Genomic DNA, 17,938 nt, shown 5'->3' on the forward strand with positions numbered 1-17,938 from the left:
GTTCAATTTTGTCTTACTGCTCCTAACGCGCTGTCTCGCCATGAAACGGATAAGCCTGCTATTGCTCTTATTGCTGACGTTGCTGGAGGCGGCCCGCGCCCAGCAGTTCGTGGTTAGCTACCCGGCCGGGGCCTACGGCGGGCCGTTCAGCGGCAACGTTATCCTGTACCTTTCGCGCCGGAACGTGGAACCCAAAAACCAGCCCGGCTGGCCCTGCTACCGGCTGGCGGTGCGCAATGTTAGGCCGGGGCAGGCCATTACCTTCTCCGATTCGGCCCTTTCGTACCCCACGCTGCTTTCGCGCCTGGAGCGGGGCGAATACTATGTGCAGGCCGTGTGGGACCTGAACCGGGGGGGGCGCAGTATCGGGCAGAGCGTGGGCAACCCCTACAGCCCGGCTCGGCGCGTTACGCTGGGCGCGGCCACCGACACCTTCCGGCTGGTTTGCTCCCAAACGGTGGCGGCCCCCGAGTTTGTGGAAAGCATTTTCTGCAAAGAATTCAAAGCTCCTTCGGCCCTGCTGACCCGCTTTTCGGGGCGGGCAGAATCTCTCGACGCGGCCGTGATTCTGCCCGCCGACTACCACCGCCACCCGCGCCGCCGCTACCCGGTGCTGTTCACGGTGGGCGGTTTCGGCGGCGACTACCACCACTACTCGCGGGCCATGAGCACCGACACGCTGCCGGCCACCCCCATTGACACATTGGCCTGCATTCGGGTGTACCTCGATGGGGCCACTGCGTTGGGGCACAGCGTGTACGCCAATAGCGCCAACAACGGCCCCGTCGGCGACGCCTTTGCCACCGAGTTTCTGCCGCTGCTCGACCAACGGTACCGCACCAACGGGGCCCGGCTGCTACGCGGGCACAGCAGCGGTGGCTACGCGGTGGTATACCTGCTCACGCACTACCCGCGCCTGTTTGCCGGCGGCAACGCCAGCGCCTCCGACCCCGTAGATTTCCACCGTTTCGAGCTGACCAACCTCTATACCGCCACGAAGCGAGTGGAGATGAGGGACTCGGTAACTTATGGTGAGCTGCTGCCAGTGGCCTCGGCCTACGACCGGCCCAACATTGTGCACCGGCTGGAAGACATCATTTACCGGGGCGAGCAGGAGGTGTCGTTTGATGCCGTGTTCAGCCCGCGCGGCCGTAACGGGCTGCCCCAGCCGCTGTTCAACTCCACTACCAATGTGCTCGACCGGCGGGTTTTTGTGCACTGGCGGCGGTACGACCTCACCCAGTACGTGCGCCAGAACTGGTCCCGCCTCCGGCCCTACCTCAACGGCAAGCTGCGAATTTCGGCTGGTAACGAAGACAGCTACTACCTTAACTTTTCGGCTATGCTCATGGAGCAGGAAATGAAGAAGCTCGGGGCCGATATGCCGTTTGCCTACTATCCCGGAAACCATTTTAGCGTGATGACTCCGGAGTACAAGCGGGCGGAAATCATGTGGCTTAAAGCCACTTATCTGAACTGGCTGGCCCGAAATCCCGCGAAGAAATAGGGGTGGGGAAGCTAACTGAACCTCGTCAGTAAATACCTGCGGCCTTGCCTACAGCCCCAGCAACTCGCCAGCGGCCCCGAAGGCCGATTTGCGGCCTTCGCGCACAGCCCGCTCGATGGCAGCCAGCTGCTCGCGCACTGCGGGGCGCTGGTAGAACTGGGTTTCCAGGTTCTGGCGGATGGTTTCGTGCAGCCAGTGCAGGTTTTGCTCCTGGCGGCGCTGCCCGAAGTAGCCGCTTTCTTGGGTTTGGGCTACGTAGCGCTCCACTATTTCCCACACCGTGGGCACGCCCTGGCCAGTGAGGGCCGAGCTAACCGTTACTTCGGGAACCCAGCCGCTGGGGGCCAGCGGGTAGAGGTGCAGCGCGTTCTGGTACTCGCGGCGGGCGCGGCGGGCAGCCAGCTCGTTGCCCTGGTCGGCCTTGGTGATACTGATGGCATCGGCCATTTCCATGATGCCCTTCTTGATGCCCTGCAGTTCGTCGCCGGCCCCGGCCAGCATTAGCAGCAGGAAAAAATCGACCATGCCGTGCACGGCGGTTTCGCTCTGGCCCACGCCCACGGTTTCCACAAAAATAACGTCGTGGCCGGCCGCCTCGCACAGCAGCAGGGCCTCGCGGGTGCTGCGCGTAACGCCGCCCAGGCTGCGGCCGGCCGGCGAGGGGCGGATGAACGCCTGCGGATGAAAGGCCAGCTCATTCATGCGGGTTTTGTCGCCCAGAATGCTGCCCCCGCTACGCTGGCTGGTCGGGTCGACGGCCAACACGGCCAGCCGGTGGCCTTTTTCGCGCACCAGATGCAGGCCTAGGGCCTCAATAAACGTGCTCTTACCCACGCCCGGCACGCCCGTAATGCCCACCCGCACCGAGCGGCCGGTGTGGGGCAGCACCGCATCGAGCACCTGCTGGGCCAGTTCCTGGTCGGAGGGCAGCGTGCTTTCCACCAGGGTAATAGCCTGGCTGAGCCGTACGCGGTTGCCGGCCAGAATCCCCTCGATATAGTCGGAAGCAGAAAAACGTTTGGGCACGAGGAAAGTAGGGTGGAGCGTTATCTTTAGCGGCGCGGTTGACGAAACAAGTGGTGCAATTGGTGAATACCGTCATCCTGAGCTTGCGAAGGACCTTGCTACGGTTTTTTCAACGTGGCAAGGTCCTTCGCAAGCTCAGGATGACAGGTTTGTCTCACCACCCTCGCAAGCTACTGCCTCCACCTCAATTTCCTGTGCCCATGAACCGCTTTTTACTCCTGACTACTGCCGGCCTACTGGCCCTGCCCGGAGCCGGCTGGGCCCAGACCGAACTCAGCAACTTCACGGCCACCGGCCGGGGCGGAGTGGCCACCACGTTTGCTACCGACTACCAGGCCATTGGCATCAACCCGGCCAACCTGGGCCGCCGGGGTGGGGCGCTGGTGTCCTTCACCATTGGCGAGGTGGGGGCAGGCGTCAGCTCGCAGTCCCTCACGCGGCAGCAGCTGCGCAAGTTTGTGTTCGATACCAACGAGGCCCTTACACCGGCTCAAAAGCAGGAGTTTGCCCGCGCCTTTACCTCCGACAACGTGGCCAACTTCAGCGCCGATGCCACTACGCTGGGGCTGTCGGTGCAGCTGCCGGTGATTGGGGGCGTGGCCGTGAGCCACCGGCTGCGCACTTCGGGGCACATCGGCCTGAACCAGAATGCGGCCGAAATTGCCTTTTTGGGCCGTGATGCGCCGATTTATCAGGCGGCGGTGGCCGGCAACTTGCCGCTGGTATCGGAGGCGCTGGCCGGCACCAATCTGCAAATGACGTCTCTGAGCGAGTTCAACGTGGCCTGGGGCAAGCGGGTGCTCGATTTACCGCTGTTCCAGCTTTCGGCCGGGGCCGGCTACCGCTATATTCAGGGCGTGGGCATCATTGATATCCGGGTAGAGCCGGGCAACCTGCGGGCCTACAGCTCCCTCTCGCCACTGTTCGACGTCAATTATGGCAGCGTAACCACCAACCCCAGCTTCAACCTGAAAACCGGCGCGGGCCTCAAGCCCGTGGGCCAGGGCCACGGTTTTGATGTGGGCCTGGCCGCCGAAGTGGGCAAAACGGTGCGACTGGGCCTGGCCGTTACCGATCTGGGCCAGATGACCTGGACCGGCAACCTGCTCACGGCCAACGACCAGAAGCTCAAAAAGCTTAAATCGGAGGGCATTGGCTCCTACAACTTCATCAAGGAAGCCGCCGAAATCTTCGCCACCGGTACCGATAGCCTGTTCGAGTATAAAGCCAGCCAGGAGCGCCGCGCCAACCTGCCCACCAGGCTACGGGCCGGGGCCGGGGTGCGCCTGAGCGAGTATTTCGAGGCTGGCTTCGACGTAACGCTGCCCCTCAACGACGTGGCCGGCAACCTGACTTCGCCCTTCGTGGGTGCGGGGCTCGATTTCAAGCCCACCCGTTGGCTGCGCTTGAGCAGCGGCCTGGGCGGCGGCGCGGGCTACGGCCTAAGCGTGCCGCTGGGCATTACCCTCAGCACTTCCTTCTACGAAGCTGGCATCAGCACCCGCGACGTGGTGGGGCTGGTGGCCTCCGAAAACCCCTACCTGTCGGCCGCCGCCGGTTTTCTGCGGTTCCGGTTGGGCAGCAAGAGCAACTGAGTCACTTATTCACTCATTTTGGCTCCGTGATGAAGTTCGGCAACCCCAGCTTACCGCGGCGGCCGCCGAGCTTAAGGCCATCGTCGATGTATTTGGCCTCGGCGGAGTTGGGGTTCTGGATGAGGCCGAGGAACGGATTGTCTTCGCGCGACACGTAGATATTGCCGTCGGGGCCGCGCTGCAGGGAGCCCACTTTGCGGTTAGCCGATTTGCCGACGACAGTGGCCTGGCCCGTTTTCAGGTCGATCTGGTAGATTTGGGCCTCGCCGCCGCCTTCGCCGTTGCTGGAGCCGTAGAGCTTGCGGCCGTCGGGCGAAAACTCAACGCCGTAGGCCTCGGGGTAGGGGCCGTAGGAGCGCGGGTTGCCCACTTTCCCGGTCGTGCGGTCAAAGTCGAATACCTCGTACTTATTGGCTTCGCGCCACAGGGCCAAAGCCAGCTGGCGGCCGTCGGGCGAGAATTTCATGGCCCCGATGGCGTTGCGGCCGGGGCCGGCGTGCATGCTGCCCACGTTGCTCATCACGGGCTTGCTCTGCACCCCGTCGGGCGTTACCAGAAAGCTCACGAAGGCGTTGGAGTTCCAGCGGTGGGCCACCACCCACACGTCGCGGCCGTTTTGGTGGCGCACGGCGGCCAGCTTCTCGGCTACCGGGGCCACGAGCAGGGCGTTGAGGCGTACCATGTCGCCCAGGCCGTTGTCGCGGGTCATGTCGAGGGTGGAATAGCGCAGGCCGTTGGGGCCACCCTGCGCACTGGTCGTGAAGATGTAGAACACGTTGCCGCTGCCCGGGTCGGGCACAATCAGGGCGCTTTGGGTGCTGGAGCTGGAGCCCATCAGCTTGCGGCCGTTGGGCATTACCTGGTGCTGGCGGTTGAATACGACCTCGCCGTTGGTATAGAACAACAGCTGGCCCTGCTTATTGGTCGCCACGGCCGAGCCCTCATAGGTGGCCATTTTATTGGTAAGTAATGGCGTGGGCGTGCCGCCATCGACTGGAAACTGCAGGCCCGCCTGCTGCCCAAACAGCCAGACGGATTGTTCGCGCTGAGCGAAGGCCGCGCCGGATAGCAGCAGCAGCGCCGGCAGCAATAAAGGCAAAATCGAAAGTCGTTTCATCGTGGCAAAAGGATTCATGCGCGGTTGAAAGGCAATATCGTGCCAGTTTGGGTGGATGGGGGGCGTGATGTGGGGGAGCAGGTGAGCAGGTGGGGAGGGCAAGAGGTTGAGCTGTCATCCTGAGCGGAGCGAAGGACCTTATCAGGTTGGAGCGAGTCGTTCATACGATTGTCGCCCTAAACTGGTAAGATCCTTCGCTCCGCTCAGCATGACAGCTCTACTTCTCACTTCAAACTGCCCACTCCCCGGCCAGCAGGCGCGGAATGAGGGGCTGGATGATGCGGTAGCTGGCGCCCCAGAGCGGATAGTCGGTCCCGACGCGGTAGAAGGGTACGCGGCGGGGACCGGGCCAGCCGGGTAGCTCCCAGGTTTCCTCCACGTGGTTGAGCTCATCGGCCAGATGGCGGAGCGGAATTTCCAGCACCTCATCGACCTCCCGGGCCTGCCACTGCCAACGGGCGGGCCGCTGAATGCACCCCAGAAACGGGCTGATGCGGAAGCCGCTGGGCACGGCCACGGTGGGCAAAGCGGCCAGCAGCTGCACGTGGGCGGGTGGCAGATGTACTTCTTCGAAGGCTTCGCGCAGGGCCGTGGCCCGCAAATCGGCATCGGTAGGCTCGGGCTTGCCGCCCGGAAAGGCCAGCTGCCCGCCGTGCACCCCGAAGGCCGTGCGCCGCACCATCACGAGCTGTAGCTCACCGGCCGCGTCGCGGAATATGGGCACGAGTACGGCGGAGTCGCGTAGGTTTAGGGGAATTGGAAAATCGTGAATGGAAAGCAGCTCGGCCATAGACGCAAGGTACGCCGACCGGGCCGGCGGGGTTCAGCGCACCACGTAGGTCCCGGTAGCGGCCACCTTTACCGTGGGCAGCTCGTGATGGGTTTCGAAATACTGGTAGCCCGGGGCCAGCTCCTGCCAGAAGGCCAGATGAGTCCCGAGCGGGCGGCGGGCCAGCTGGTCGGCCGTTAGCTCGAAGGGGAAGATATATACCGGAATGCTTGCCTGCCCGGCCGCCCGCGCCTCCACGGCTAGCACATACAGCTCCCGGATGCCCGCGTCGGTGATGGGCAAACAGCCAACGGTTACGTCGGAGCCGTGCAGGAAAATATTGTCGCCGGGGTCGAGGCCCGCGGGCGTGCGCAGCTGGTCGGCGGCGTTGGGGTAGTCGAGGCCCAGCGAGAGCAGGTACTGGCTGTTGGGGTGGAAGCGGTTGATGGCGTAGAAGCCTTCCGGAATCTGCCCGTCGCCGGCCCGGCGCTTGGGGCCCAGCGTGCCCGAGGTGCCGGCCAGCGCAAATGTACGCAGCAGCCCGAATGGCCCCGCGCCCCGGTTACGCCCCCACACCTCCACCCGCCGCCCGATTTTGAAAGCCCGCACGAATAGCTCTAGCTGCTCCGGTGCCACCCCATGGCGGCGCAACAGAGCCCGCACTGGTCCCTGGTATTGGGCGTAAGCCTCGCGCACTCGGGAATAGCGGAGTTGTTCGGTGCGAAAGGCCGCGTCGGGTTCGGGCTGTTGGGTGGCCGAACGGGCCCCCAGAGCTGCGGTTAAGGCCAGTGCAAGTAACAGCAGCGAGCGCATAAGTGGAGGCTGGGAAGAAGTGCTGGCCAGTTGAATTGGTAGCCGGCTGCTTAACGCCGAGTATAGCGTCCGCAGTATATAAACCAAGTTGCCGGGCATTGGAACTAGTTGCTAGCGCTAATAATGCTCGGCAACAGAGCCGCTTATCCGGCCCGGGTAGCCGTTTCTGCGTACACGCTCTGCATGAAGCCTCCCTACCAGCCCGACCCGCTCGGCCCCGACTTCAGCCAGTTGGTGCTGCCCCAGCTACCCGACTACGAAGGCCCCGTGCAGGCGGTGCTGGTCCGCTACTTGCCCGCGCCCGCCGCGCCTGCCGCCGGGGCCGTGCTCTACGTACACGGCCTCAACGACTACTTTTTCCAGCGCGAAATGGCCGGGCAGTACGCCGCCCACGGCTACCACTTCTTCGCTCTCGACCTGCGCAAGTACGGCCGGGCCCTGCTGCCCCACCAGCGCCCCAACAACGTGCGCGACCTGCGCGAGTACGACGCCGACCTCAGTGCGGCCCTGGTCGAAATCCAGGCTGCCGGCCATACGCGCCTCGTGCTCAGCGGCCACTCTACCGGCGGCCTCATCACGGCGCTGTACGCGGCCCGGCACCCGGGTAGCTTCGCGGCGCTGGTGCTCAATAGTCCGTTTCTGGCCCTGAACCAGCCGTGGCTGCGGCGCAAGGTAGTGGCGCCGTTGGCCGGCGCCCTGGGCCGGGCGCTGCCTAATTTACCCCTGCCGGCCGGCCTGCCCGATACCTATGGCCAGAGCCTGCACCAGGCATATCGGGGCGAGTGGGATTATAACCTGGCCTGGAAGCCCAACCACGTTTTCCCGGTGAATGCTGGCTGGCTGGGCGCTATTCTGCGGGGCCAGCGGCAGGTGCGGCACGGGCTGGAGCTTCCGTTGCCCGTGCTGGTGCTGCACTCCGAACGCAGCGCCGGCGGCCGGCAGTGGCGGGAGGAGTTTCGCCGCGCCGACATCGTGCTCAACGTGGCCGATATCCGCCGCCTCGCACCGCGCCTAGGGCCGCAGGTCAGGCTGCACGCCCTGCCCGGGGCCGTGCACGACGTATTGCTGTCGGTGCCGGAAGTGCGGGCCGCCGCCTACGCCGAGCTATTCCGCTGGCTGGCTGAAACGGTTGGCTGAAGCACCCCGGCGTTCTGGCAAACGCCGCCCATAACACAAGCTCCTATCTGTGGCTGCCAATAAAGCCAGGGCACCACTCCGGGGGCTCCGGCGTTAAAGGCGTATGCTGATTCGAAATTTCGCTTTTCTGTTGATGACTGTAGTACTGCTGCCCGCCGCCACTACCCTGGCCCAAACCGCGCCCGGTGCTTCGTTGGCCGTCACCGTAAAAGCGGCCCACTGGCGGCAGCGGGTGCTCCTCGTCTGCGCTCCAACGGCCACCGATGCCCAGCTCCTGAAGCAGCGCGCGTTGCTGCAACCTGCCCGCGCCGGCCTCCAGGAGCGCGACCTGCTGGTGCGCGAACTGCTCTGGAACACGCTGTCGGAAGCCGACCGCAACTACCTGCGCCAGCTGGGCGTGAAAACCGATGCGTTCCGGGTGCTGCTCATCGGCAAAGACGGCGGCGTAAAGCGGCGCGATACTGAGCCGGTTGCACCAGCGGCCCTGTTTGCGACCATTGATGGCATGCCCATGCGCCGCCAGGAAATGAAGCGGGCGGAGTAGGATAGTTATTCAGAATGGTACGTCATTAAGAGCGCAGCGAAGAATCTCGCGTGCCAAAGTAATTCTGTTGTCAGGGGTTAGCATTGCATGCGAGATTCTTCGCTGCGCTTTGAATGACGTACCCTTCTGACAACCGACAACCAGCCGCTGCCGCTACCTTTGCCCTCATGAACCAGTCTGCTCTTTTCGCCTTTCTCCAAGACCTCAGCCAGCACAACGAGCGAGAGTGGTTTCAGGCCCACAAACCGACTTACGATGAGCTGCGCTGCGAATTTGAAGTGCTGGTCGGGCAGATTCTCAACGCTCTGGCCGCCGACGAGCCCGCCCTGGCGACACTGGAGCCCAAGAAGTGCATCTTCCGTATCTACCGCGACGTGCGGTTTTCCAAGCGAAAGGAGCCCTACAAAACCCACTTCAGCGCCTATTTCGCGGTGGGCGGTAAGCAGAGCGTCGGCCCCGGCTACTACTTCCAGCTCGGCCCCAATGGCCAGACGCTGATGGCCGGCGGCATCTACCAGCCCGAAAAGGAGCAGCTGGCCCGCATCCGCCAGGAAATCGACTACAACGGCCCCGCATTGCACCGTATCCTGGAGGTCCCCGGCTTCCGGCAGTTCTATCCCGGCCTGGAGGGCGACAAGCTCAAACGCCCGCCCGCCGGCTACCCCGCCGACCACCCGGATATCGAGCTGCTCAAGCACAAAAGCTTCGTGGTGTCGCACGCCGTGCCCGACGCCACGGCCCGCCAGCTCAACCTGGCCGAGTACGTGCCCGCCGCCTTCCGCACCCTGCGCCCGTTCGCCGATTTTCTGCGCGACGCAGTGGAGGGGTGAATTTGAGTGAGAAGCTGATTTGGGAGCGGTTTGGTGAAAATAGCTGTCATCCTGAGCGGAGCGAAGGACCTTATCACGTCTGCATTTTTTACACACTCGTGATAAGGTCCTTCGCTCCGCTCAGGATGACAGTATATTTGCCTGCCGCATTTTCCCTTACTTCCCCCTTCCCAGCACCCCAAAATGCCCTACGATTACGACGTGCTGATAGTAGGAGCGGGGCCGGCGGGCACGGCCTGCGCGCTGGGGCTGGCCGGCAGCGGCCTGCGGGTGGGCCTGCTCGATAAGGCCCAATTCCCGCGCGACAAGGTGTGCGGCGACGCTATTCCCAGCCCGGCCCTCAAGGCCCTCACCCGCCTCAACCCGGCCTGGGCTGCCGAGCTGCGCGAGCTTACGGCCGGGTACCGCACCGACATGCGCACTAGCCGGCTTGTGTCGCCGGCCGGTACCGGCGTGAGCGTGCACTGGCAGGCCCCCGCCTTCAACTCGCCGCGTCTGCAGTTTGATGATGCCCTGCTCACGCTCGTGCGCCGCCACACGGCCACCGACATCCGCGAAAACAGCGCCGTAAAAACCGTAACGGCCGATGCTCAGGGCGTGACGGTGCAGCTCGCCGACGGTGCCTCACTCACGGCCCGGCTGGTGGTGGGCTGCGACGGCGCCCACTCGGCCGTGGCCCGCGCCCTGGCCCCGGCGCCCCTCGACCGGACCCGCCACTGCGCCGCCGTGCGGGCTTATTTCGAAGAAGTGGATGACGTGCCCGCCACGACCAGCGACTTTCTGTTTCTGGGCCGCTACCGGGCCGGCTACTGCTGGGTGTTTCCGGTGGGCGCGGGCCGTTTCAACGTGGGGTTCGGCATGCTCTCCTCGGATGTGGCCCGCCAGAAACTCGACCTGAAACTGGTGTTGCAGGAGCTGCTCGCCACCCATCCGCACCTAGTGCCGCGCTTCACCCGGGCCCGGCAGCTGACGCCGATTCAGGGGTTCGGGCTGCCGCTGGGCGGCTCGGCCCGGCCCCTCACCGGCCCCCGCGCCCTGCTCTGCGGCGACGCGGCCGCCCTCATCGACCCGCTGCAGGGCCACGGCATCGATACGGCCGTTATCAGCGGGCTGCTGGCCGCCGACCACGCCGCCCGCTGCTGCGCCGCCGATGCGTTTGGCCCCGAGGCCCTGGCGCCCTACGCCGCCGCCGTGCAGCGCCGCCTGGGCCGCGACCTGGCCCGCCGCTACCGCCTCATGCGCCTGCTGGCCCGCGCGCCCTGGCTGGTCGAAGGTGCTTTCCGGGCCGCCCAGTGGCCCCCGCTGCGCCGGGTGCTGGTGCGGGCCATGGCCTAGTTGGGTGCTGAGGTAATGGGCTGAGGAAACTCGGTGATGCTAATGAGAACGTCATGCTGATTCGGGATGCTTCCTAAGTAGTTGCGATGAAGTCCTCCAATTTGGGGCTGAAGCAACTCAACCCCAAATTGGGGGATTTCATCGGGTTTTTCCCCCGGTTATCGCTTTTCTCATTTCCTGGCGGGAGTTGCCGGCGCACTTTTGAGGCATGTTCACCACTACCTCAACCGCCATGAGAAAGCGCCTCCTACTTGCAGCCGTTACGATTTCGGCCTTTTTGCTGGCTGCCTACGGCCCGCGCTACGGCCTGCTATTGCTGGGCCTGAAGCTCCCCCAGCTTTCCGACTGGCAGTTCTCGCTCTATCTCACCTGCTCGTGGATTGCCATTCCGATGCTGACGCTGGCCGCTTGGTACGGGCCCCGCCGGGTGCTGCGGGAACTGGGGTGGCGGGCCTCTGTAGGTACGGGCCTGCTGATGGGCCTGGCGTGTACCTTGCCCATGCTGCTGGGCTACGCGGTGCTGTTTCCACTGACTACCACGGCCGGGCCCGCCCTGTTTTCGGCGCTGTTGCGCGGGGCCTTCTGGGCCGGGCTGAGCGAGGAGACGCTCTTCCGGGGCTTCCTGTTCGGGCAGCTTTACCGCCGCGTAAAGCTGCCCTGGCTGCTGGTGGTGCTGGTAGAGTCTGGTATTTTCGCCACGAGCCACCTTTACCAGAGCCACGATTTTGCTTCGGCCGTGAGTGTGCTGGCTGTCACGTTTGGGGGTGGGGTCTGGTTTGGCTGGCTCTACAAAAGCTGGCAGAATCTGTGGGTGCCCATCTTCCTGCACATGTTCATGAATGGCTGGTGGATGCTGTTCGACGTGGCGGATACGGCCGTGGGTAGCGTGGGAGCCAACGTGTTTCGGGTCATGACCATCGTGCTTTCCGTGCTGCTCACGCGCTGGCACCTGCGCCGCCAGGCCGCCCGGCTGGCAGCGCCACTGGTAGGGGCCGAGCTGGCCACAGTATAAGGTGTGCGACGCGTGGGCACAAGGGTTGCGGTGATGGTACCTTTGCCGCCGGCCAACGCCGCCCACCCAACCAAACTCGCTCATGTCCGCTACTCCATTGCAAGATCAACTCATAGCCGCCGTCCGCCAGAACGATGCAGCCACCATCACGCGCCTGCTGTCCGAAGGGGCCGACGCCAACGCCCCCGACGGTCGCGGTTTCACACCCTTGGTGCTGGCCGCCTACGACGCCCACCTCGACGCCACCCGCGCCCTGCTCGCCGGCGGGGCCAACCCCAACCAGCCCGTCGGCGGCGGCAATACCGTGCTGATGGGCGTCGCGTTCAAAGGCCACACCGGCATGGCCCAGCTGCTCCTCGACCACGGGGCCGAGCTCAACGCCCGCAACGGCGAGGGCAGCACGGCTCTTATGTTCGCCGTGCTGTTCGGCCGCCACGAGTTCCTGGACCTGCTCCTCGCCGCCGGCGCCGACGCGACCCTGCGCGACAACAAAGGCCAATCGGCCCGCGACCTGGCCCGCCAAAAAGGCAACGACCATGCCCTGGCAGTACTGCCCGAGTAGCCCCAACCAACTCCTCCCGAAATGCCCAACGCCCCGCTCTCCGGTTTGCCGGAAGGCGGGGCGTTGGTATTATCAGGAACTCCGAACGGCAGGGTTTTTACATAGGACTTATGCACCTGCCTTGATTTGTAGCCCCAGCGGGGCGCCATGTTTATAGAACCTAATGTGAAACAACAGTTAGAGCCCCTTAGGGGCGGCATAATTCGTTGCAACGGCGCGGGCGAATTATGTCGCCCCTACGGGGCTCTAGCGCCCCAAGAAGCGTTTTAGTTATAAATATGCCGCCCCTCCGGGGCTACAAAACAATCAAGTGCGTAAGTCCTATTACAGGATGGCCGTGCTATCGAGCTGGGCCAGCTCGGCTACCGGGCCGGGCAGTTGCGTGCGGCGCAGCAGCAGCGCCAGCTCCGGAGGCAGCGCGGCCACCGTGAGCGGCACCGCCGGCCGGGCCACCAGCCGGTACTGCGAATCGGTGGGGGCGTGGAGCTGGATTTTGGCGAACGAGAACATCCCTCGCCGGGCGTAGCGGGCCGCGCCGGAGGCTTCGGCCGGATCGGCGCCGTCCGCCAGTTGCGCCGCCCCGGTTTCGGGCCGCAGCAGGAAATGCTGGTGCAGTGCCAGCAACGCCTCCTGCGAAGCCGCCACCGACTCCGGCAACCGCCCGCCTCCGGATGCTATGTGCAGGATGTGGCCCTCAGCATCGGTGGCGAAGTAGTCAATGTCGGCGTCTAGTTGGTCGGCGGGGAAGATGTGCATGATTGACAAATAGCTTTGATTATGTCAATATTATCCACCAAATGTTAATTCTGGATTGGCTCCCGATTTTAAAGCTGCCGGAAGGTTTTCTAGAAAATGGTACACTAGACGCGGGTCTCTGAGTAACCCTGGATTCATATCTAGATGAGCCATTAGTTGAGGTGAAATAGTTTCAACACTCATGATGGTTCTGCCATCTATAATAGCTTTTACTAGAATTAGAGCACCGGTTCGCAATACTATTTCATCAACATTATAACAAGCTGCTATTAGTTGTGCTGCAGCGCTTGACAACTGTGCAGTTGATTCAGCTACTGGTTTGCCTAAGTAGGTTGCTTCAAGTGCAGCTTTGCCTTTATTATATATATCGTGAACTTCTCTTTGAGTTTTTGGCCGTTTTGTCCAGAAAATCAGACTTTGAATAAACGAGCCCCATACAGGTTCTTCTTCTGATTTATAGTCAAAGCCGCACACACTCATGAATGCGCTTGTGCTATCCAATATATTTTCTAGATCTTCATTCTGAATATAATTTTGCGGAATACTTATATATACAAATGCTTGTTGCTTTTTAGACTCACTTTCAACAGCAAAACCTTTGTCTATAGTTTCTAAGTAACCAAAAATTATATCGTTCTTGTCTACATCTCCTTTCTCGTTTTTTAATCGTATTATTTTCCTTCCATTTTTATCTAATCCAAATGCTTGCAATATTTCTGCAATCAGTTTTAACGATTTTGATTTAGTATTCATGAATTTTAGAATTAAATATTTAGTGCTTTACTCCCCCAGCTTTTCTAGAATCTCCTGGGCGGCCACAGCAATGACCGTTCCGGGGCCGTAGACGCCGGCTACTCCGGCGTCGAAGAGAAACGCGTAGTCCTGGGCCGGGATGACGCCGCCGGCAATGACGAGGATATCCTCGCGGTCAAGCTGCTTGAGCTCCGCGAGCAGCTGCGGAATCAGGGTTTTGTGGCCGGCGGCGAGGCTACTCACGCCCACCACGTGCACGTCGTTCTCGGCCGCCTGGCGGGCCACCTCGTCGGGCGTCTGGAACAGGGGCGCAATGTCCACGTCGAAGCCCACGTCGGCGAAGCTGGTGGCAATGATTTTGGAGCCCCGGTCGTGGCCGTCCTGGCCCATTTTGGCCACCAGCATGCGGGGGCGGCGGCCTTCGCGAACAGCAAAGGCATCGGCGGCCTCGCGGGCCTTGGCAAACTGCTCGTCGTAGCTCATCTCCTGCGAATACACGCCCGAAATAGCCCGGATAGTAGCTTGGTGGCGGCCGTAGACCTTCTCCAGCGCATCCGAAATTTCGCCCAGCGTGGCGCGCAGGCGGGCGGCGTTTACGGCCAGGGCCAGCAGGTTGCCGTTTTCGTCGCGGGCGGCTTCCATGAGGGCCGTTAGCGCCGCCTGCACGGCCGCTTCGTCGCGGGCGGCTTTGGTGGCTTTGAGGCGGGCAATCTGCGACTCGCGCACGGCGTCGTTGTCGATGTCGAGCACCTCAATTTGCTGCTCCTCGGAAGGGCGGTAGCGGTTCACGCCCACCACAATTTCCTTGTTCGAATCGATGCGGGCCTGCTTGCGGGCGGCGGCTTCCTCGATGCGCATTTTGGGCAGGCCGGTTTCGATGGCCTTGGCCATGCCGCCCAGCTCCTCCACCTCGTTCATCAGAGCCCAGGCTTTGTCGGCCAGCTCGTGGGTGAGGGTTTCCACGTAGTAGGAGCCACCCCAGGGGTCCACCACGCGCGTCACGTCGGTTTCGTGCTGGAGGTAGAGCTGGGTGTTGCGGGCAATGCGGGCCGAGAAGTCGGTGGGCAGGGCAATGGCCTCGTCGAGGGCGTTGGTGTGCAGGCTCTGGGTGCCGCCGAGGACAGCCGCCAGGGCTTCCACGGCGGTGCGGGCCACGTTATTGAACGGGTCCTGCTCGGTGAGCGAGTAGCCCGAGGTCTGGCAGTGGGTGCGCAGGGCCAGGCTTTTCGGGTTCTGGGGGTTGAACTGCCGGATGAGCTTGGCCCAGAGCAGGCGCCCGGCCCGGAGCTTGGCAATTTCCATGAAGTGGTTCATGCCGATGGCCCAGAAAAACGACAGCCGGGGCGCGAAATCGTCAATCTTGAGGCCCGCGGCCAGTCCGGCGCGCACGTACTCCAGGCCGTCGGCCAGGGTGTAGGCCAGCTCCAGGTCGGCGGTGGCCCCGGCCTCCTGCATGTGGTAGCCCGAGATGCTGATGGAGTTGAATTTGGGCATGTGCGCGGCCGTGTATTCGAAAATATCGGCAATGATGCGCATGCTCGGCAGCGGCGGATAGATGTAGGTGTTGCGCACCATGAACTCCTTCAGAATATCGTTCTGAATGGTGCCCGCCAGCTGCTCGGGCGCTACGCCCTGCTCCTCGGCCGCCACAATGTAAAAGGCCATAATCGGCAGCACGGCCCCGTTCATGGTCATGCTCACCGACATCTGGTCCAGCGGAATCTGGTCAAACAGCAGCTTCATGTCCTCCACCGAGTCGATGGCCACGCCGGCCTTGCCCACGTCGCCCTGCACCCGCGCGTGGTCGGAGTCGTAGCCCCGGTGGGTCGCCAAATCAAAGGCCACGCTCAGGCCCTTCTGCCCGCCGGCCAGGTTGCGCCGATAGAAGGCGTTGCTTTCCTCGGCCGTGCTAAAGCCCGCATACTGGCGCACAGTCCAGGGTTTCTGCACGTACATCGAGCTGTACGGCCCCCGTAGGTAGGGCGCGATGCCCGCCCCGAAACCCAGGTGGTCGAGGTGCTGCACATCGGCGGCCGTGTAGTAGGGCTTGAGCGTGATGCCCTCGGGCGTAGTATTCGGCTCGGAGGCGGGAGCAGCGGCCGGCGCGGGCAGTTGGGCGGCGTCGTAGGGTATCTGGGAGAAGTCGGGCATGGTGGGGCAAATTGTACGTGCCCGGCGGGGATTTCTGCCGGACATGTTAGGGCGCATGGCAGGCGCCCACTTAGCAAAAGAATACTATAAAAGAGCGGTTACTCCGCCTCAGTGGCTCCAGCCGTCGCAGTTGCCGCGCCTCGGCCCTGCAGGCGGGCCAGTACGTCTTCGGTGCTGTAGCCTTCCACCACAAATTCTTTCAGCCCGAAGATCTGCACGGCATCCTGCATGGTCGCCAGGTCGGCCGTGAGCAGAGCCGGGGGAGTGTAGTTGACCTCATCGAGCGGTAAGCCGCTCACGGTGCGGGCCAGCCGCCCGAACTGCAGGGGCGTGGCGTACATGAGCGTGGCCTGCTCGGCCGAAGAAAACAGCACCGACAGCGTACCCTCGGGGTGGGCGTGGTGCAGTTCGGGCCGCTCCAGCTCGGGCAGGGTTTGCAGGAACGATTCGAGGATGGTTTCGTTCGTGTGGGCGCCCAGCAACACCAGCGCCGCCCGCTTCTTTTTCAGCTCGCGCCGCTCGAAGTGCAGGGCCGTGGCCAGCCGCAGCACCTCGATGGGGTAGGTGGCCCGGGTGGTATCGAACGTGGGGCTACGCAGCAGGCGCTTGGGGTTGAAGTCGAACTGCTCGTGCGCGTTTTGGTAGCGGTTGGTGCCGATGACCACCTGCTCGCCGGTGGCAATGCGCCGGAACTGTATCTGGGCCGTTTCGTGCAGCATTCCCAGCACCTGGCCGGTAGCGGCCGGTAGTCCGCCGGCGGCTTCGAGCTGCTGAAATAATGCCCAGGCTTCGCGGGCCAGCGTGTCGGTGAGGGTTTCGAGGTAGTAGGAGCCGGCGGCCGGGTCCTGCACCTGGCCCAGGTGGGCCTCCTCGCGCAGCAATACCGGTAGGTTGCGGGCCAGGCGTTCGGCAAACTCGTTGGGCTCGTGAAACAGGCTATCGAAGGTGCCCACGCTCACGGCATCGGCCCCGCCAAGCACGGCGCTCATGGCTTCGGTGGCGTGGCGCAGCAGGTTGGTGTGCGGGTCGAGGGTGGTCTGGCTCCAGGTGGCGGTGCTGGCGAAAATCGTGAGGTTCGCGGCCGCTTCGGCCGGCAGCCCGTAGGCGTGCAGCAGCGTGGCCCACAGCCGGCGCAGGGCCCGCAGTTTGGCAATTTCGAAGAAGTAGTTGGGCGCCACGGCCACGTGCAGGTGCAGGGCCGCGGCCACCTCGGCTACCGGCAGCTCGTCGGTAGGCAGCTGGTTCAGGTAGGCGGCGGCGGTGTTCAGCGTGAAAGCAATCTGCTGGGTGGCCGTGGCTCCACGGTTGCCGTAATAGGCCATATCCAGACCCAGGGCCCGGAATTCGGGCCAGTTTCGGCAGGTCGCCAGCACTTCGCGCAACTCCTGCTGCTGGGATACTAAGTCGGGCAGATGATGAGTGAGGGGGTCGAGCACCAAAAAGCCGCGCAACGGACCCGCCCCGGTTTCTACCAGCCGTGCCAGTAGCCCCGCCGCGCCGCGTACCACCGAGTAGCCCACGTACGTATCGGCCAGCGGCAGCTGCTGGGCCAGGTAATCGGTATCAAATTCATCGGCTTGGGCCAGCACAAAGTGGGCGCCTTCGGCTCCCAGCTTCAGCGCCGCCGCGGCCCGGTCTATGGCCTCGTGGCCCCGGCTGGCGGCCGGTACCACGTAGGTAGGCACGTTGCGCCATGCACCAGCCGGCCGCACCAGCGGCGCGGGCGCGCCGCCCAACTCCGCCAGGGCCTCCTGATGATAGAAAGGCTCTACGGCAAAGCCATCGGGCGTTTGCCAGCGCAGCGTGGCCGGGTCCTGGCCCTTCAGGTCGCGGGTCAGGCGCGCCTGCCACTGGGCGGTGGTCAGGGGCTGAAATTCGGGAAAAGAAACCGGCACGGGTTGCGGCGAATCGGCCATAAGGCAGCGGGGTGGGGTGGGAAATAACGGCCCCCGGGGGGACGGGCTAAAGATACGGGGTAGGGGCCGGAAATTGGGTTTGGCGGCCATAAATGCCCGTGCTATCTTGCCCTGT

At 63.5% G+C, this 17,938-nt stretch carries 16 protein-coding genes; 8 read left to right on the forward strand and 8 right to left on the reverse strand.

From position 1 onward, the window contains the following. Positions 1–40: 40 nt before the first annotated feature. Positions 41–1,507, forward strand: coding sequence for an alpha/beta hydrolase-fold protein (locus tag BLW21_RS07440; RefSeq protein WP_092738826.1), 1,467 nt, complete (start codon positions 41–43; stop codon positions 1,505–1,507). 48 nt (positions 1,508–1,555) lie between these two features. Here BLW21_RS07440 and meaB read toward each other — a convergent pair whose 3' ends face one another. Then, positions 1,556–2,533: a methylmalonyl Co-A mutase-associated GTPase MeaB gene (gene meaB, locus BLW21_RS07445; protein WP_092738827.1), complete on the reverse strand. Its 978-nt coding sequence runs from the start codon at positions 2,531–2,533 to the stop codon at positions 1,556–1,558. A 200-nt stretch (positions 2,534–2,733) separates the two neighbouring features. Between meaB and BLW21_RS07450 the strand changes: the two genes are divergently transcribed. Further along, entirely contained in the window at positions 2,734–4,128 is a 1,395-nt protein-coding gene (locus tag BLW21_RS07450) for a DUF5723 family protein (RefSeq protein ID WP_092738828.1), read from the forward strand. A gap of 13 nt (positions 4,129–4,141) precedes the next feature. Here the strand turns inward: BLW21_RS07450 and BLW21_RS07455 are convergent, their stop codons facing one another. The 3 genes from BLW21_RS07455 to BLW21_RS07465 form a co-directional block, all read right to left on the reverse strand. Beyond that, positions 4,142–5,263 carry a PD40 domain-containing protein gene (locus BLW21_RS07455; RefSeq protein ID WP_092738829.1) on the reverse strand — a complete coding sequence of 374 codons (1,122 nt, stop codon included), beginning with the start codon at positions 5,261–5,263 and terminating at the stop codon, positions 4,142–4,144. A gap of 211 nt (positions 5,264–5,474) precedes the next feature. Beyond that, a complete protein-coding gene (locus BLW21_RS07460) occupies positions 5,475–6,035 on the reverse strand; it encodes an NUDIX hydrolase (protein WP_092738830.1) in 561 nt (186 codons plus the stop codon). 33 nt (positions 6,036–6,068) lie between these two features. Next, complete coding sequence (locus BLW21_RS07465; protein WP_092738831.1) at positions 6,069–6,827, reverse strand: L,D-transpeptidase family protein; 759 nt, start codon at positions 6,825–6,827, stop codon at positions 6,069–6,071. Positions 6,828–7,010: 183 nt separating this feature from the next. Here BLW21_RS07465 and BLW21_RS07470 point away from each other — a divergent pair, with 183 nt between their 5' ends. From BLW21_RS07470 to BLW21_RS07495, 6 genes are all read left to right on the forward strand, one after another. After that, a complete protein-coding gene (locus tag BLW21_RS07470; RefSeq protein ID WP_217633845.1) occupies positions 7,011–7,964 on the forward strand; it encodes an alpha/beta hydrolase in 954 nt (317 codons plus the stop codon). Positions 7,965–8,097: 133 nt separating this feature from the next. Further along, positions 8,098–8,508, forward strand: a complete 411-nt coding sequence (locus BLW21_RS07475) for a DUF4174 domain-containing protein (protein ID WP_217633846.1) — start codon at positions 8,098–8,100, stop codon at positions 8,506–8,508. A 113-nt stretch (positions 8,509–8,621) separates the two neighbouring features. Then, entirely contained in the window at positions 8,622–9,338 is a 717-nt protein-coding gene (locus BLW21_RS07480) for a DUF2461 domain-containing protein (protein WP_092738834.1), read from the forward strand. 183 nt (positions 9,339–9,521) lie between these two features. Then, positions 9,522–10,673 (forward strand): geranylgeranyl reductase family protein, encoded by a 1,152-nt coding sequence (locus BLW21_RS07485; RefSeq protein ID WP_092738835.1) that lies wholly within the window; start codon positions 9,522–9,524, stop codon positions 10,671–10,673. 232 nt (positions 10,674–10,905) lie between these two features. Further along, positions 10,906–11,685: a CPBP family intramembrane glutamic endopeptidase gene (locus BLW21_RS07490; protein WP_175470895.1), complete on the forward strand. Its 780-nt coding sequence runs from the start codon at positions 10,906–10,908 to the stop codon at positions 11,683–11,685. An 82-nt stretch (positions 11,686–11,767) separates the two neighbouring features. Continuing rightward, positions 11,768–12,247, forward strand: coding sequence for an ankyrin repeat domain-containing protein (locus BLW21_RS07495; RefSeq protein ID WP_092738837.1), 480 nt, complete (start codon positions 11,768–11,770; stop codon positions 12,245–12,247). 324 nt (positions 12,248–12,571) lie between these two features. Here the strand turns inward: BLW21_RS07495 and BLW21_RS07500 are convergent, their stop codons facing one another. The 4 genes from BLW21_RS07500 to BLW21_RS07510 all read right to left on the reverse strand — a co-directional run bounded on the left by BLW21_RS07500 (position 12,572) and on the right by BLW21_RS07510 (position 17,823). Further along, positions 12,572–13,003 (reverse strand): hypothetical protein, encoded by a 432-nt coding sequence (locus BLW21_RS07500; RefSeq protein ID WP_092738838.1) that lies wholly within the window; start codon positions 13,001–13,003, stop codon positions 12,572–12,574. A 30-nt stretch (positions 13,004–13,033) separates the two neighbouring features. Beyond that, a complete protein-coding gene (locus tag BLW21_RS21070) occupies positions 13,034–13,756 on the reverse strand; it encodes a hypothetical protein (protein ID WP_139255121.1) in 723 nt (240 codons plus the stop codon). 27 nt (positions 13,757–13,783) lie between these two features. Then, complete coding sequence (scpA, locus tag BLW21_RS07505; RefSeq protein WP_092738839.1) at positions 13,784–15,907, reverse strand: methylmalonyl-CoA mutase; 2,124 nt, start codon at positions 15,905–15,907, stop codon at positions 13,784–13,786. Positions 15,908–16,005: 98 nt separating this feature from the next. Beyond that, on the reverse strand, positions 16,006–17,823 hold the full coding sequence (locus BLW21_RS07510) for a methylmalonyl-CoA mutase family protein (protein WP_175470896.1): 1,818 nt from the start codon (positions 17,821–17,823) through the stop codon (positions 16,006–16,008). Between the last annotated feature and the right edge of the window lie 115 nt (positions 17,824–17,938).

Origin of the sequence: Hymenobacter psychrophilus (assembly GCF_900107135.1) — a bacterium.
Taxonomy (GTDB): domain Bacteria; phylum Bacteroidota; class Bacteroidia; order Cytophagales; family Hymenobacteraceae; genus Hymenobacter; species Hymenobacter psychrophilus.